The organism is Butyrivibrio sp. AE3009, from assembly GCF_000420845.1.
Lineage (GTDB): Bacteria > Bacillota > Clostridia > Lachnospirales > Lachnospiraceae > Butyrivibrio.
Window position 1 is genome coordinate 1 of sequence record NZ_ATVS01000028.1, and the last position, 17012, is coordinate 17012.

15 protein-coding genes and 1 pseudogene are annotated in these 17012 nt (G+C 45.6%); all 16 read left to right on the forward strand.

Going from position 1 to position 17012, the window contains the following annotated elements; translation table 11 throughout:
• Window positions 1-91: 91 nt before the first annotated feature.
• Window positions 92-259: pseudogene (locus tag G588_RS22120) on the forward strand (transposase); the annotation flags it as partial.
• Between the two features lie 547 nt (window positions 260-806).
• A complete protein-coding gene (locus tag G588_RS0113255) occupies window positions 807-1070 on the forward strand; it encodes an AtpZ/AtpI family protein (RefSeq protein ID WP_242830370.1) in 264 nt (87 codons plus the stop codon).
• Between the two features lie 66 nt (window positions 1071-1136).
• Window positions 1137-1565 carry an ATP synthase subunit I gene (locus tag G588_RS0113260; protein ID WP_022779221.1) on the forward strand — a complete coding sequence of 143 codons (429 nt, stop codon included), beginning with the start codon at window positions 1137-1139 and terminating at the stop codon, window positions 1563-1565.
• A gap of 10 nt (window positions 1566-1575) precedes the next feature.
• Window positions 1576-2346, forward strand: a complete 771-nt coding sequence (locus G588_RS0113265) for a F0F1 ATP synthase subunit A (protein ID WP_022779222.1) — start codon at window positions 1576-1578, stop codon at window positions 2344-2346.
• Between the two features lie 71 nt (window positions 2347-2417).
• Window positions 2418-2699, forward strand: coding sequence for an ATP synthase F0 subunit C (gene atpE, locus G588_RS0113270; RefSeq protein WP_022779223.1), 282 nt, complete (start codon window positions 2418-2420; stop codon window positions 2697-2699).
• Between the two features lie 57 nt (window positions 2700-2756).
• Window positions 2757-3356 (forward strand): F0F1 ATP synthase subunit B, encoded by a 600-nt coding sequence (gene atpF, locus G588_RS0113275; RefSeq protein WP_022779224.1) that lies wholly within the window; start codon window positions 2757-2759, stop codon window positions 3354-3356.
• Window positions 3357-3376: 20 nt separating this feature from the next.
• A complete protein-coding gene (atpH, locus tag G588_RS0113280) occupies window positions 3377-3916 on the forward strand; it encodes an ATP synthase F1 subunit delta (protein WP_022779225.1) in 540 nt (179 codons plus the stop codon).
• A 23-nt stretch (window positions 3917-3939) separates the two neighbouring features.
• A complete protein-coding gene (gene atpA / locus G588_RS0113285) occupies window positions 3940-5460 on the forward strand; it encodes a F0F1 ATP synthase subunit alpha (protein WP_022779226.1) in 1521 nt (506 codons plus the stop codon).
• Window positions 5461-5472: 12 nt separating this feature from the next.
• Complete coding sequence (gene atpG / locus G588_RS0113290; protein ID WP_022779227.1) at window positions 5473-6336, forward strand: ATP synthase F1 subunit gamma; 864 nt, start codon at window positions 5473-5475, stop codon at window positions 6334-6336.
• Between the two features lie 114 nt (window positions 6337-6450).
• Window positions 6451-7842: a F0F1 ATP synthase subunit beta gene (atpD, locus tag G588_RS0113295; protein ID WP_022779228.1), complete on the forward strand. Its 1392-nt coding sequence runs from the start codon at window positions 6451-6453 to the stop codon at window positions 7840-7842.
• 14 nt (window positions 7843-7856) lie between these two features.
• Window positions 7857-8276 (forward strand): ATP synthase F1 subunit epsilon, encoded by a 420-nt coding sequence (atpC, locus tag G588_RS0113300; protein ID WP_022779229.1) that lies wholly within the window; start codon window positions 7857-7859, stop codon window positions 8274-8276.
• A 109-nt stretch (window positions 8277-8385) separates the two neighbouring features.
• Window positions 8386-10125: a zinc ribbon domain-containing protein gene (locus G588_RS0113305; RefSeq protein ID WP_022779230.1), complete on the forward strand. Its 1740-nt coding sequence runs from the start codon at window positions 8386-8388 to the stop codon at window positions 10123-10125.
• Between the two features lie 178 nt (window positions 10126-10303).
• The gene (gene essC, locus G588_RS0113310) at window positions 10304-15373 is read left to right on the forward strand and encodes a type VII secretion protein EssC (protein WP_022779231.1); all 5070 of its coding nucleotides are present in this window, start codon (window positions 10304-10306) and stop codon (window positions 15371-15373) included.
• 35 nt (window positions 15374-15408) lie between these two features.
• Entirely contained in the window at window positions 15409-16080 is a 672-nt protein-coding gene (locus G588_RS21680; protein ID WP_196804985.1) for a LytR/AlgR family response regulator transcription factor, read from the forward strand.
• The gene (locus G588_RS0113320) at window positions 16077-16736 is read left to right on the forward strand and encodes a hypothetical protein (protein ID WP_022779233.1); all 660 of its coding nucleotides are present in this window, start codon (window positions 16077-16079) and stop codon (window positions 16734-16736) included. The genes G588_RS21680 and G588_RS0113320 overlap by 4 nt, the downstream gene beginning before the upstream one ends.
• Window positions 16737-16738: 2 nt before the next feature.
• Window positions 16739-16987 carry a hypothetical protein gene (locus G588_RS0113325; RefSeq protein WP_022779234.1) on the forward strand — a complete coding sequence of 83 codons (249 nt, stop codon included), beginning with the start codon at window positions 16739-16741 and terminating at the stop codon, window positions 16985-16987.
• Window positions 16988-17012: the final 25 nt, after the last annotated feature.

Genomic DNA, 17012 nt, shown 5'->3' on the forward strand with positions numbered 1-17012 from the left:
ATCCAGGCATATATCAAAACAAATGTTCTTTTAAGGGGCGCTTTTAGGAGTTTTATTATGGACGGATACAACAAAGGATCGCATTCAGTTAGAGAAATATCTGTGGGGCGATTCGCCTTTCTGGAGCGCCAGCTATTTCTGTGCAACCACAGGCTCAGTTTCCATGGAAACTGTCAAAAAGTACATTGAAGAGCAGCGGACTGAAGAACACAAGAGAAAATACATGAAGTCTGGGAAATACAAAAAGCAAAAAAGCTAAGCGATTCATCCCCAACCTGACGGAAGGGGTTTTCTCGCAGAGGTACTATAATAAAGCTGCTTCAGCTATGTATAAAGGCATATTTTGAAGGGGCTAAACCTAGTTTCCACGATGGACCTACCTATTATGGATGGGATGGTTTTTGTACGATGTTTGAAATGGTCCTGGTTTTTGGATTTGGATTTGTTTTTATCTGGGCTATAGTATTCATCTGTGCAATAGCGTTCTCGATTTTCATGGTACGTTATTTGAGGAAGCATAAATAAGGCAATATAACCGAAATTTTGATAAAACTTTTATAAAAACAAGGGCTGAAATCTCCAAACTCACAGAGTGTGCGCGGATTTCGGTTTTTTTTGTGTACAATACCGTAAAAGCCACAAATTGTCTAACTTTTCTTGTTAAATCACCGCAAAAAGTGTATTATTAATTTGTTATACTATCATTAGTATGCGCATATTATGGCTTTGTTTCACGGTATTTTGATAAATAAGGCCGAACATCGGCGGAAAGGAGGCAGACAGGACTAACCATGGATATGAAAAGGATGTCTAAACTAGCAGGTCAGTTCGTAATGGTAGGCCAGCTTGGCTTATCACTGATAATGCCTCTTCTTATATGTCTTTTTATCTGTTATCTCATTACCACCAGGCTAAATGTCGGAGGGTGGGTTTATATACCGGGCTTTATCATGGGCCTGGGATCATCCTGGATGACTGCTTACAAGGTTTATCTTTCCGTGACCAAGCGGGAAGAGAAGAATAAGCAAAGGCGCGGCAAAGATGAAGTGTATTTCAACAAACACATTTGATCTTACGAAGGATAAGGCTTAGGTAGTCGTCATCAAATAATAAATTCGGGGAGAAAATAAATAAGTATGGAATTACAGCCGGCTGTAAAGAAAGAAACGGGGAATATTGCGCTGGGCACAGGCATCGGCGTACTCATAATGTTTGTTATATTTTTTGTTTTGCACATGGTGCTTCCGAAGGATCTGCCCTTCGGATACAGCGTACCATTTGATTATAAAGTCATTCTTGGAGGTATCGGCGGCTTTATCGTAGCTGTGGTCAACTTCCTGTGGATGGCTATAACTGTGCAAAAAGTCACATCCATGGAGGATGAGAAGCTCGCAAGACAGGTTATGGGCGCAAGCTACAGGAATCGCATACTTATGCATATCCTGTGGGGAATACTGGCATTTGTATTGCCTGTATTCAATGCCGCAGCGGGCATTGTTCCACTAATTATTCCTAGTTGGTACATCAAACTACGCGGGATTTTTTCTGCGGGGAAAGGAGGTTGAAGGCGAAAGCATGAACAATGGTTTCGAAGTTGATTACGCCAAGATCTACCAGACCATCAAGACTGGCATCCCTATTCTGGGAGACATTAAGATCACCCAGACACTGATAGTCAGTTGGATCGTGATGATAATCATCACGGGGTTATGTATCTTCCTAACCCGGAACCTGAAGGTCGAAAACATTTCGAAAAGGCAGGCTTTTGCGGAAATGCTGGTTGAGACGGGCAACAATTTTGTCCGCAACAACACAGGAGGTAATAAGTTTGATAATCTGATACCTTTCGTATCTGCTCTCTTTGCGACGAGCGTTGTATCAAATCTTATAAGCCTTATAGGACTGCGAAGTCCGACAGCAGATCTGTCAACAGAAGCAGCCTGGGCGGTAGTGGTATTCGTAATGATCACTGCCACCAAGATCAAGACCAACGGATTTGGCGGATATCTGAAGGGATTCACAACGCCTATCGCGGTTATGACTCCATTCAACATTCTGTCAGAGTTGGCAACGCCCGTTAGTATGGCTTGCCGTCATTTCGGAAATATCCTTTCCGGTGTAGTTATTGACGGACTTATCTACTGGGCACTGGGACTTGCATCTGCAGCACTCCTTAAGCTTATCCCCGGAGCTGTGGGCGCATTCCTTTCAAACATACCGATCCTTGGATTGGGACTTCCTGCTGTAACCGGTGTCTATTTTGACTGGTTCTCAGGATGTATGCAGGCTTTCATCTTCTGTATGCTGACGGTAATGTATATCGCCAACGCAGCAGAGGAGGGTTAAACAAGGAAGTCTAATAACAAAAAATTAAATAAAAAACAAAAAACATAAAAAGTCATTTAGGAGGCAAAATTATGGGTGATTTTCAGTTACTGGCTAGAGGTATTGCACTTGCAGGTTGTGGCATAGGTGCAGGATGTGCACTTATCGCAGGTATCGGCCCCGGTATTGGTGAAGGAACTGCCGTTTCCAAGGCTCTTGAAGCTATCGGACGTCAGCCCGAGTGTAAGGGCGATGTAACAGGTACCATGCTTCTTGGTTGTGCGGTTGCAGAGACAACCGGTATTTACGGTTTCGTTACCGGACTTCTTCTTATCTTCGTTGCACCCGGAATGTTCATGAACTATTTGCAGTAATCTTTTTTGCTAAAGAGAACACAATGGTAATTTGATTATTTTGGAGGTGCTACTTCTATGAACGAGAAGAAAAACGCCGGAAAATCGGTATGGCTATTTATAGCGCTTCTTGCCTTGTTTGTAGCAGTCCTGTTTTACACAGGTTATACCAAATCCGTTTCAGACGATCAGGATCTGGTAACGCTGGTACCCTGGACCTTTATCATTCAGATCTGTAACCTGTTCATTCAGGTATATCTGATCAAAAAGTTCCTCTTCAAGCCAATCAATGACATATTGGCAAAGAGACAGGAACTGGCCGATAGAGCGATCCGTGAGGCAAGAGATGCCCAGACAAAAGCCGATTCCCTGAAGGAACAGTATGAGAGCAGCCTTACAAATGCTCATGCCGAAGCAGCTCAGATCGTTTCCGATGCCCAGAGAGAAGCCCAGAACAAGGCTGACACAATGGTAAGGGAAGCACAGGAAGAGGTTGCAGGCATTAAGGCAAGGGCAGCAGCTGATATTGAGCAGGAGAAGAAGAAGGCTATCAATGAGGCCAAGGATGAGATCGGTTCCCTCGCAATGGATATTGCAGGCAAGGTAGTTGAAAAAGAGATCAACGAAGCCGATCATAAAAAGCTTATTGACGACTTTTTGAATAAGGTCGGAGCATAAATTTTAGAAAGAGGTTAATTATGAGTAAAGCTGGAGATCTTTATGGGCAGAGCCTGTATGATCTGGCAGCGGAAGAAAACCTATCGGAGAAAATACTGGGCGAAATGGAGCAGGTAAGGGGAATTTTCAGAGAGAACCCCGATTACATCGCGCTCCTGTCGGAGCCTTCAGTCCCGAAGAATGAGAGACTTTCCCTTGTGGATCAGGCCTTTAACGGGAGTCTTTCCGCTTATCATCTGAACTTTATCAAGATCCTCATAGAAAAAGGACTGCTTCGTGAGTACTCAGCGTGTTATAAGAGATTCAGAAAATCTTATAATGAGGCCCACGGGATAGCGGAAGCCCTGGTAACATCGGCGGTTTCACTAAGTGATGCGCAGCTATCGCAGCTTAAAGAGAAGCTTGAAAAGATCAGCGGCAAGAAAATTCTGCTGAAGCAGAAGACAGATCCTGATATCCTGGGCGGTGTCAGAGTGGATCTTGAGGGACAGCTCTTTGACGGAACTGTCAAAGGAAGGTTATCCGAACTTCGCAGAAAAGTCGACGATGTTGTGATCTAAAAAATTTTGCGTCGGAGGAAAATATGGAACTAAAACCAGAAAAAATATCCGAGGTCATTCGAAGCCAGATAAAGAATTATCAGAATGCAATTATCCAGAATGAGACCGGTACAGTTCTTACCGTTGGTGATGGTATCGCCAGAGTAAGCGGCCTTTTGAACTGTATGTCCGGTGAGCTTTTGGAGTTCGAGAACGGTACATTCGGAATGGCTCAGAACCTCGAGGAAACAGTAGTATCTGCGGTTTTGTTCGGCGAGGATGTAGGTATCAGCGAAGGACAGACCGTTAAGCGTACAGGAAGAGTCGTATCTGTTCCTGTAGGTGAGAAGATGATCGGCCGCGTTGTTAACGCTATTGGACAGCCTATCGATGGACAGGGCCCCATCGAATCATCAGAATACAGACCGGTTGAGTCACCTGCTCCCGGTATCATCGCAAGACAGCCCGTTAAGGAACCTCTGCAGACAGGTATCAAGGCTATCGACTCCATGATCCCTATCGGAAGAGGACAGCGTGAGCTGATCATCGGTGACAGACAGACAGGTAAGACAACCATTGCGGTTGACACAATTCTTAACCAGAAGGGTAAAGATGTTATCTGCATCTATGTAGCTATCGGACAGAAACGTTCAACAGTTACATCACTGGTTGAGGATCTTAAGAAGGGCGGAGCTATGGACTACACCATCGTAGTTGCTGCTACCGCTTCAGAACCATCGCCTTTGCAGTACATTTCACCATACACAGGTTGTGCTATGGGTGAGTACTTCATGAATAAAGGTAAACACGTGCTTTGCATCTATGATGACCTTTCTAAGCACGCTGTAGCTTACCGTGCACTCTCACTTCTTATCAGAAGACCCCCGGGACGTGAAGCGTACCCCGGTGACGTTTTCTACCTGCATTCAAGACTTTTGGAGAGAGCAGCTAAGCTTTCAGATGAGAACGGAGGAGGTTCACTTACAGCCCTTCCTATCATCGAGACACAGGCCGGTGACGTATCAGCCTACATCCCGACTAACGTTATTTCCATTACAGACGGACAGATATTCCTTGAGACGGAGCTCTTCCACTCAGGAATCATGCCGGCGGTTAACCCCGGTATCTCCGTATCCCGAGTTGGTGGTAACGCTCAGATCAAGGCTATGAAGAAGGTTGCCGGAACCCTTAAGCTTGTATATTCACAGTACCGTGAGCTGGCAAGCTTTGCTCAGTTCGGTTCAGACCTTGACGAAGACACCAAGAACCGTCTTGCACAGGGCGAACGTATTGTGGAAGTTCTCAAGCAGAACAAGAATCAGCCTGTTCCTGTAGAAAAGCAGGTTGCCATTCTTTATGCTGTTGTTAATAACATTCTGATGAAGGTTGAAACAGCGGATGTTGCGGAGTATGAGGCAGGTCTTTATGACTTCCTTGATAAGGATCCTTCCGGAATTTCAGCAATGCGCGATATTCGTGAGACCGGAAAGCTTGAGGCAGAGACTGAGAACAAGTTAAAAGAAGCTTTGAATGCATACACTGATAAGTTCTTAAAGAGCAGATAAGGAGGGTGAATAATGGCTGGATCAATGAAAGCTGTTAAACTCCGAATCAAGAGCGTTCAGAGCACTATGCAGATTACGAAGGCCATGCAGCTGGTTGCTGCTTCCAAGCTTCGTAAGGCAAAGGAAAAAGCTGATAACTCCAAGCCTTATCTTGAGTCAATGCTTGCAACACTTACAGATATAGCCACCGAAAACACAGAGTTTCAGTCGATCTTCACTCAGGTCAGTGAAGATAACGACAGATGGCTGTACGTTGTAATTGCCGGAGACAGAGGGCTTGCAGGCGGTTATAACTCCAACCTGTTTAAGTTTGTAGAGCAGGAAATCAAGGATAAGACTAATGTTACGGTACTTCCTATCGGTAAAAAATCTGTAGAATTCTTCAAACACAGAAATGTGCCGATCCTTACAGAGGAATATGCCGAAGTTGCCAAGATGACTATTTCAGACTGCTTTCAGGTATCTAAGCTGATCTGCGGATCATACGGTGGTGGCGGATTTGGACATGTATTCTTGTGTTATACAAACTTCGTGTCCATGTTGTCACAGGTTCCTACAGCTACATCGCTTTTACCGCTCTCAGACCTGTCCACAGGAGAGAGAGTCAGCGATGGCAAGCCGAGAGACCTTATCTTGTATGAACCAGACAGTGAAACAGTGTTCAATGCTATTGTTCCGGAATATCTGGCGGGAATACTTTATACCAGTATCAATATTTCTTATGCAAGTGAGCTGGCTGCTCGTAGAACAGCTATGGAAGCCGCTACCGACAACGCAGAAGAGATGATCGAGACCTTGAGTCTGTACTATAACAGAGCTCGTCAGGCAAGCATTACGCAAGAGATTACGGAGATTGTCGCCGGAGCAGAAAACTAAGAACCGGGCGAAGTATTATTGAGCCCAGGTACGAAGATTGTTCTGTCGAACGTAGTGAGAGCAGAACTTCCTTGTAAAATGCTTGATAACATAACAATATTAAGGAGTTTAACAATGAGTGAAAATCATATTGGAAAGGTAATACAGGTTACAGGCCCTGTACTTGACATCCGATACAAAGAGGGTGAACTTCCGGATCTTCACAATGCCATAGAGATCAAGATCGATGACCGCAAGCTGATCGCAGAGGTTGCACAGCAGGTCGGCGATGACGTAGTAAGATGCGTTGCCATGAGCTCAACTGATGGACTTGTGCGTGGCGCAGACGCTGTGGATACCGGAAGTCCTATCACTGTACCGGTTGGTGACGAGTGCTTGGGAAGAATTTTCAATCTTTTGGGTGATCCTGTTGATAACGGACCTGACCCGGGAGCCAAGGAGAGATGGCCTATCCATCGTCCCGCACCTTCTTATGAGGATCAGGTTCCTGCTACAGAGATCTTTGAGACAGGTATCAAGGTTGTTGACCTTATCTGTCCTTATGCTAAGGGTGGTAAGATCGGTCTGTTCGGCGGTGCCGGCGTAGGTAAGACCGTACTTATCATGGAGCTTATCAACAACGTAGCTAAGGCTCACGGCGGTATTTCAGTATTTACCGGTGTAGGTGAGCGTACCCGTGAAGGAAACGACCTTTACGGAGAAATGAAAGAGAGTGGAGTTATTGATAAGACAGCCCTTGTTTACGGTCAGATGAACGAGCCCCCCGGGGCCAGAATGAGAGTAGGTCTTTCCGGACTTACAATGGCTGAGTATTTCCGTGATGTTAAGAATCAGGACGTGCTTCTTTTCATCGATAACATTTTCCGTTTCACACAGGCAGGTTCAGAGGTTTCAGCGCTTCTTGGACGTATGCCTTCAGCCGTAGGTTATCAGCCTACACTGGCTACTGAAATGGGTGCTCTTCAGGAGCGTATCACATCAACCAAGAAGGGCTCTATCACATCGGTTCAGGCCGTATACGTACCTGCCGATGACCTTACAGACCCTGCTCCTGCTACAACCTTCACTCACCTGGATGCTACCACCGTTCTTTCCAGAGATATCGCATCAAAGGGTATTTATCCTGCGGTTGATCCTCTTGATTCAACCAGCCGTATCCTTTCTCCCGATATCGTAGGAAAAGAGCATTACGAAGTAGCTAAGGGCGTGCAGCAGGTTCTTCAGAGATATCGTGAACTTCAGGATATCATCGCCATCATGGGTATGGACGAACTGTCTGAAGAGGATAAGCTCACCGTTTACAGAGCTCGTAAGGTTCAGAACTTCCTGTCACAGAGCTTCTCAGTTGCTGAGCAGTTCACAGGTCTTCCCGGAAAGTATGTGCCTCTTAAGGAGACAATCCGCGGCTTCAAGATGATCCTTGACGGCGAGTGCGATGATCTCCCTGAGTCAGCATTCCTTCTTGTTGGAACCATTGACGAAGTATTTGAGAAGGCTAAAAAGTAAGCCGGAGGAATAATATGCCGAATTTTCATTTACAGGTAGTCTCCATGGACGGCTTGGATTTTGATGGAGAAGTTGAGAAAATACTTCTGCGTACAATAGATGGTGATGTGGAGATTCTTGCCCGTCATACAGACTACTGTACCGCCATCGGAATGGGCACAGCCAGAGTTACCATGGCAGACGGCACAGAGAGAAAAGCAGCCTGTATCGGCGGAATGCTTTCAGTTATGAAGGGTGAAGTCAAGGTATTCCCCACCACCTGGGAGTGGTCTGAGGATATCGACATTGCCCGTGCCAAAGCGGCTAAGGCGAGAGCCGAAGAGAGACTGAAGGATCAGATGCTGGACAAGGAGGCCCGCGTAAGGGCAGAGGCCAAGCTCTACAGAGCTCTTGTCAGGATCGGCTCCTCCGATCATGGGCAGGATCATCAATAATACTACCTACCACCGGTTGCAGAAATTGCTTCCGGTGGTTTTTTATACTTTTTATGGCCCTGATGTCGTGTTAATATTGATTATTATATATCAGAGAGGATTTGGCAGAATGTTCTGTAACAAGTGTGGAACCGAATTAAATCCGGGTGATAAATTCTGCGGTAACTGCGGAGCACCCGTTGTGATCATAACCAAAACCGAAGCCGGGAGAGCTGCAAGCCAAGGGCCGGCCCCCATGTCCCGCAAAAAGAAGCTCATGAATATCGCGTTCATTATACTAGCTGTTTGTATAATCCTTGGATATTACGCGTACTATATACACAAGGCAGTTACTCTTACCAAGGAGACTGTGGATAAGGCTTTTGAGCAATATCAGCATCAGCTTGATGACTGGGAGGATATGGAAGAAGAATACGAAGTCGAAGAGGATCTCCCGGAAGAAGATATCGATACGCCGGAAATAGAATATGTCCATGTGGATGCACCCGAATATACCGGCAGGTACGATTATTTCAATGATGAGAAGTGGATAGTTGATGTGCAGGGCCTGTTTGTCAATCAGGAGGGAGACAGTAACGACAAGCTCCTTGGAATAGACCACAGCGGCAATAGCAGCAGGGATCTGAAGGAGACCATGGTCCTTACCGAAGACGGGCAGTTCTACTATGTCAACGCCAACACGGATGTCATCGAATTTGCTCAGGGTACGACCTGCGCAGAGCTTGCCTTTGACGGAGGCACAATGTTCTATGTCATCCCTGAGAAAAAGGAGGGTGAGTCAGAGGAGCTTGAAGTCGGAACCCTGTTTCTCTTCGATACCGCCACAGGATTCAGTGATAGCGTTGCCGAAAATGTACAGGTTAATTCTCCTGTCATTTCTCCGGATGGCAACATTGTTGCTTATACCAGAATTGTTGATTCCAAGAACAGTGTGCTGTGTATTGCCGGCTCTGATATGGAAGAGAAGCAGATACAAAAAGGTAATCTTCGTGCCTGCAGCGTAGATAATTCCGGCAACCTTTTTTACACCAATGAAGAGCAAAATGAGATCTACAGATATAAGGATGGTAAGTCTGTAAAGGTTCTGTCATCGGAGGAATTCAACAATTACTTCATAAACGGATCCGCCGATGAGATTCTCATCTCTTGCAGCGAAGGTGCATACTTCTGCGATGGTGAGATGGAAGAGGCAGCGCAGGTATATGAGGGAGGCCTTGTGACAAACATGCACACCAGCGCACTTCACCAGAGCTACGGCCAGTTCAGGGCAAGTATTCTCGATGTGGCTTCACTTAAGGATCTGTATTTTATCTCCAAGGAGGGAGTTGTATTTATCATAAGTAGCGATGGGCGAAGCGCAGCCTTTTTGGATCATAACTACAATGACGTCGACAACATAGTATTTGACGACGTGAATCGTGAGCTCATGTACTGCTGCGACGGAGTGTTGTATAAATCCAAGGTCAGTGATGACGGCATTGAGGATGAGGCCTTCTACGAGGAAGATGATGTTGAGACCTTTTTTGCCAGCTATGACCTTAAGAATGTGTGGCTCAAGATCCGGGACGATATCTATTATCTTAAGGATGGGGAGCTTGAAAATGTAATACCCGATTACGTATATGACGATGAGAACACAGGCCTGTATTTTGCATGGAACATTGAGGACAACAAGCTCTATTTTACAGAATACAATACATTGTACAGCGTCTACGACACAGAAGGTTCCACAGAAAAAGTTGCCGATGATGTGGATACTCTTTTCAAGATAAATGGCAAGTTAGGCTTCCTTGATCTTGAGGGAAACATATATCTCTACATTAATAATGAATTCGTATGTGTCTATTAAACCCGGGAATCATATAAGAAATCTAGACCCTTCGGTATTCGAAGAAGTGTTAACAAAAAATTCGAAATTTTAAAGTAGTATATTTTGCTATTTTAATGGTATTATTGTTCCGTGTTTTTTTATAAAATTTTTATAAACTAACGCGGGACAATTTTTTTGTTGGGAAGAGAAAAGTAAAATGGGGACAGTTTTAACAATATACAGTCAGAACGCTTTCAAGCGTTTTCTTTTACCTGCAATTAATGATGCAGATCATACGGTACTTATATCTGAAAATCTTTTCAGTATCAGCACAGACATCGAGCTTAAGATGGAGATCAGGGATAACAAGTGGTATTTCAGACGATCTGAGAAATACGATCTTGAATGTCTTGATCCTACTGTCGATTGCTACCGTAATCCACTTCAGAATGATACAAACAGCAAGAAGAATGAGTTCAAGCTTCTCGTTGAAGGTGCGCACATTATCACTGTGATCGCCAACAACGTAGAGGACTATTTTGCGTCCTACAATCATTATTATGTTCCCTGCGAGGGACAGACCATAACAATTGGTCGTAATGAGAACACTACTTTAAGCTATGACTACATGAATACCTGTCAGGTTTCTGCAATTCACGCCGCTATTTTCGTTAATAACGGCGATGTCATTCTGTCTGATAACGAAAGTGCCAACGGTACCTTCCTTAATAACAGGCGACTGATCGGCAGTGACAGACTTGCCTTTGGCGACTGCATAGATATTTTCGGCCTTCGAATCGTTTTCCTGGGAAACAAATTCGCGATCAACGTATTTGAGAGCGGAGTCAAGGTTGACGAGAGAATTCTGGTTCCTGCCAAGGATGATGATATTCCGCTTCTCAGAGTTAATAAGAAGAGACTCTTTACAGTTTTTAACAGAGCTCCCAGAAGACTTAGCCAGATAGACAGTGAACCCGTCAAGATCGATGAACCGCCCCAGCCCAAGGATGAGGTGCGTAAGACCGGAATCCTCGGAGCCCTCGGTAACGCCCTTGTAATGGCGCTTCCTATGATGGTTGGATGTACCTTCATGGTGGTGGCTTCCAAGCTCTCAGGTGTTAACAGGGGTATCTTCATGTACATGGGAATGGTAACCGCCACTACCTCAGCGACCATCGGTGCGATCCGTGGTATCAGCGGTATGAAGAGAGCCCGTAAGGAATACGAGGAATACGAGAAAAAACGTAACGAGAAATACGGCGAATATCTTAAAGATAAAGAAGAACTTATAAAGTCTAAGTATGTCAGAAATACAGAAATATTAAGAGACAGATACGTTCCCGCCCAGACAGCCGCCATGTTCGGCGCCAACAATCCGCTTCTGTGGAGCAGAAACATGAGTCAGCCCGACTTTTTGTCCCACAGACTCGGTATCGGTGATATGCCTTTCCAGGTACAGATAGACGTACCCGATGAGAAATTCACCATGAGTGAGAACAACCTGACTCTGATTCCCACGAACCTCAAGCAGACCTATACCACTTTGAAGGATGTTCCCATCTGCGTTGACCTTCTTGAGGAGAAACTCATCGGTGTTATCGGAGGCAGAACCATGGCGGGAGGTGTTCAGGTTGTACGTAACCTGATAACCCAGATTGCAGCCAACGACTCCTACACAGATGTCAAGATAGCCCTTGTTTATAACGAGAAGAAGACTTCCCTCAGCAAGGAGTGGGACTTCGTAAAATGGCTTCCCCATGTATGGAACGAATCCAAGAAATTCAGATTCATTGCATCCAATAAAGAAACAGTAAGTGAAGTATTCTTTGAACTTAACAAAGTAATCCGTCAGAGAATTGAGAACCAGGGTACTCCCGGACAGGATGAGGGAGATATTCCCAAGCCCTATTATGTAGTGATCGTGGCAGCACCTGAGTTCCTTGAAGGAGAACTTCTTACCCAGTATCTGCTGTCACCCAAGCCGGAATACGGCTTCTCCACCATTTATATGGTTGAGAACTACGAGCAGCTTCCCAACAGCTGTGAATATATTATTGAGAACGACAGCGTATTTACAGGTGTGTACCGCACTTCAGAGGATCTCGAGATGGGAACCGTCATCAACTTTGACCAGCTCTCACCTCAGGAGGCTCATGACTTTGCGGAGAGAATCGCCTGCGTTGAAGTGCAGGAAATGGAGACCGGCGGTGATGTGCCCAACTCCATAACCTTCTTTGAAATGTACGGCATCAAAAAGCTTGATGACCTTGATGTTATAACAAGATGGAAGAAGAACCGTACCTATGAGTCCATGAAGGCTCTCGTAGGCCAGAAGGCCGGCGGCGCTCCCTGTTACCTCGATATTCATGAGAAATACCACGGTCCCCACGGACTGGTAGCCGGTACTACAGGTTCCGGTAAGTCTGAGACACTTCAGACCTACATCCTGTCCCTGGCGATCAACTACAGCCCGGACGATGTCAGCTTCTTCATCATCGACTATAAGGGCGGTGGTATGGCGAACCTTTTTGAAGAGCTGCCCCACATGATTGGTCAGATCTCCAACCTTTCAGGTAACCAGATCCAGAGAGCCCTTCTGTCAATCCAGAGTGAGAAGGACAGACGAGAGGCACTTTTTGCAACCTACGGTGTTAAAGATATCAGAGACTACACCAAGCTGTACAAGAATAATGAAGCAACTGTTCCGCTTCCCCACCTCATTATCGTTATCGACGAGTTCGCGGAGATGAAGAAGGAAGAGCCTGAGTTTATTCAGGAAATCGTCTCCGTATCCCGTGTAGGACGTTCCCTTGGTATCCACCTTATCATGGCTACCCAGAAGCCTGCCGGAAGCGTCAGCGATGACATCTGGGCCAACTCCAGATTCAAGCTCTGTCTGCGAGTTCAGAGTAGACAGGACTCAATGGACATGCTCCACAAGCCCGATGCTGCTTACCTTACCCAGTCAGGTAGATGTTACCTGCAGGTTGGTAACGACGAGCTCTACGAACTGTTCCAGTCAGGTTTCTCAGGAGCGGTTTATTATGACGATGAAGAGGATGTCAGCACAGATATCGCTACCATGCTGGATGTCAACGGTACTTCTTTCATCGAGGGTAATCATGCCAGAACCATTCGTCAGAAGGAAAAGAAGATGGAATGGATCGGCAAGCTCCTTGAAGTAACCAAGGAAGTATACGGAGATGATTCCGAGAAGCTCAAAAATGCCGGAAGAGAGGAAAAAGAGCATATAGCAGGACTTGTCCTTGAGAAGCTCCTTTCTCTTAAATATGACTATCCGGATACAGAGCATAACAGAGAGAACCTTATCACACTCTTTGAATATATAGGAATGCAGGGCTTTGACACTGAGAAGATCCTTGATATTGAGGCTCAGCTCACCAACGCCAAGAAAAAGCTTCCTCAGAAGCCCGAGAGAACACAGCTGGAAGCAGTTGTCGGCTACCTCAAGATGCTGGCCAAGCTCAACAATTACAACCACGACTTCAGCCTGTTCCTTCCTCTTTTGCCCACACTTATGGGATTGGACGAGCTTCCTCAGGATACATTGCCAAGAAATTCGGAGACTATCTTTGGCGGAACTGCATGGCCTGATCACGAAGGCAAAAGAGATATCACCGTGGGCCTTGGCTTGTACGACGATCCCGAGAACCAGCGTCAGGATCTCTACACCCTTAGCTTCCCCAAGGCAGGAAGCCTTATGGTTATCGGTGCTCCTGCTACAGGTAAGAGTTCCTTCCTTCAGACCTTTGTATACGAGCTCATTACACGTTATTCACCGGCAGAGGTTACTATCTATGCACTTGAGTTTTCAGTGCGTAAGTTTACACCTTTTGCAGCTGCTCCTCACATCGGAGGTATCGTTACTGAGAATGACTCCAATGAGAAGCTTGAGAAGTTCTTCATCATGATGGGACAGATCCTTGCAGAGAGAAAGCAGCGCCTGGGCGAAACCGGTTACGAGCACTATGTGGCTGAGACAGAAGCAGACAGCATGCCTGCTATGTTCATCATCATCGATAACTTCGCATCTCTTGTAAACAGAGCTGCCGACAGATATAACGGAATACTTCAGCAGCTGGTCAAAGAGGGTGCTACACTTGGTATCTTCATCATTGTTTCCGCAGCAGGCTGTGGTAGTGGTGAGATTCCCAACAATATGGCTCAGAACTTCAAGACTACTGTTTGTCTTGAGCTTAATAACGTATTCGATTATACGACCTATATGAGAACCGCTCATTTGAGAATGAGACCCGAAGCCGGTATTCCCGGACGTGGCATTGCCAAGATTGGCGAAAGAGTTCTTGAGTACCAGACAGCTCTTCCCCTTAAGAGCAGGAATGATGCGGAATGCAGTAAGGTATTTAACGCACTTTCAGGCAAGATGAAGCAGGCCTGGGAGGACGGCGGAGAGGACAGATACTATCCAAGGCCAATTCCGGAGATTCCGGAGGAGCCTGTTTGGGAGGAGTTCAGAAAGCTGCATGATGTTAAGCATATGTTTGCTTCCAACAAACTTCTTCCTATCGGTTATGACGCTAAGACCGCAGCAATATACGGTATCGATTACTCAGAGGTTTATTCCTACCTTATTACAGGTTCCAAGAAAAAAGGAAAGACCAACACCCTCAAGGTTATCGCTTGTGCAGCCGCAACCAAAGGCGCCAGAGTTGTTATTGTCGACTTCGACAGAACACTTGCCAAGTTTGCGCAGGATCTCGGCGTAGAGGCAATCCATACAGAGATGGATTTCGCAGGCTTCTTGTCCAAGCTTCTGGTTCAGGATATTTCTGTGAGAAACAAGTTCAAGTCAGAACTTGTGGGCCAGAACCTGGAAGAAAAAGAGATATTCGAGAAGATGCAGCAGTTCGGCCAGATTTTCGTACTCATAAACAACCTGCCGGAATTCGTTACAAGAGTAATCAAGCCTACGGAACAAGGTGTGCCTAATAACCTTAACATCAACATGGAGATGATAATGTCCAAGGGTTATCTCCACAACCTGTACTGGTTCTCAACTGCTGATAAGGAGAATCTCGGAGTTGCACCTTCTTACAAGCTGTTCAAGCTGTTTGCGGCTGACAAGAAGGGTATCCACTTTGGTGGAAATGCTCACTCAACGGCAGTTGCCGGCATGAGCTATGAGAATCAGGATAGAAAGACTGTTGACACTGCTAAGCCTGCCGGAAGAGGTATGCTTGCATCTGACAATGGTGATACAACACTGGAAGTAGTACTTCCTATGGTAAAAGGTAACTTGAAATGATATCTGCCATTTTATTTGACAGCAATGAAGAAGAATTGAATAAGATAGAAGATTTCGTTTCTGATGCAGTTTCCATGCTTGCGGAGGACGAGCTTAGAATTGCGGCCTTCTCAAGCGTGGAGAAGCTTAAGGGGGGTATGGAAACGCTGGATCTTTGCGATGTTGTTGTCGCTGAGTTTGGTGAGGACGGCAGCTGCGTGGACATAATCAGAAAGAAGTTTGGTAACATTCCGCTCCTTCTGGTGGTGGACATCACTGTTTCTCCCGCCAAGTATATCAGACCGGGCATAATGCCGTCGGCTCTGATTCTGCGGCCTTCATCAGACGATGACATGGAGAGGAATATTTCTGATTTTCTGTCCGCTTCCCTTAAACCTACGGTGGCTGATGATGAGCAGATGCTCATGGTTGAGACCAAGTTCGGAGACCTTAAGGTTCCGATCTCCAAGGTTGTGTATTTTGAGTCCAAGGCCAAGAAAGTGTTCCTTCGTCTCAAGAACGAGGAATACGGCTACTATGACACCTTAGAGCACCTGGAGGCAACGCTTCCCGATAACTTTGTCAGATGCCACAGAGGAATCATCGTTAACATGGATTACGTTGAACGCTATGCAACAACAGAAAAGACGCTGTATCTCAAGGACGATATCTTCATTCCCGTGTCCAGAAGCTACAACGCCGCAGTCAGGGGGAAATTCAAGAAATGAGTAATATAGGAAGCAAAGCCATATATATGTCCCTTGAGCAGCTCCTTATCATTTTTTATCAAAGAAAAGTAGAGGGGCTTCTGGTTCCCGATGCTATGTCTGATATAGATGCGGATGACAGACAGCTTAAGGAGGCCATGGCCAAAATGATCGGAGAAGGTTTTATTGTTCCGGACAAAAACGGAGCGTTGACCCTTTCTGATGAGGTCAGGGAGATCGCAGATATTATCGCGGGAGCGGAGAAGATATTTCATATAGGAAATATCGGGATGCCTCAGCAGTTTCTGTATGCGCTTAAGGGCAGAGGCGTTCTGATGAATCTTGACGTCGCCAATCCCAAGAGAGCAAGACTCGAGCTTGCGGATGTAAGAGAACTTCTTAATGATGTTACTTACTATGACGCAATGCCTGATGAGGAACAGCTGGGATCCGTATCTACCACGGGATCGATATCCAGAGAATTACCTATAGAAGATGTGTTGGAAATCCCCGATGTGGTAACTGTGGTTGACAGATACCTTCGAGGCGCACCAACGAGTGAGATCAGAGTTGTGGTAAGGGAAGGAGATCCCTTCGCTCTTACCGTAATTAAGGAACAGGCAGAAGATTATGTCTATGCCCCGGACCTTTTCACCAACTTTTTGATGGAGGAATAACAATGATAGTAGTTGACGTCTTTGTACCTGCTCTTGATAAGGTCTATAACTTCAGCCTTAACGAGAATGTCAAAATAGATGCGGTCATAACCGAGATAACCGACATGATCGAGCAGAAAGAGAAGATGGTTTTTGTTGGAGACCAGAGTAAATTAAGACTCTATAACAAAGAAACTTATCAAAAATTACCGGTCAAAAATTCACTCTCAGAATGTAGTATTCGGAGTGGAAAATACCTCATTTTGATATAAAAAACATAAAAAAAGTGTCATTCGT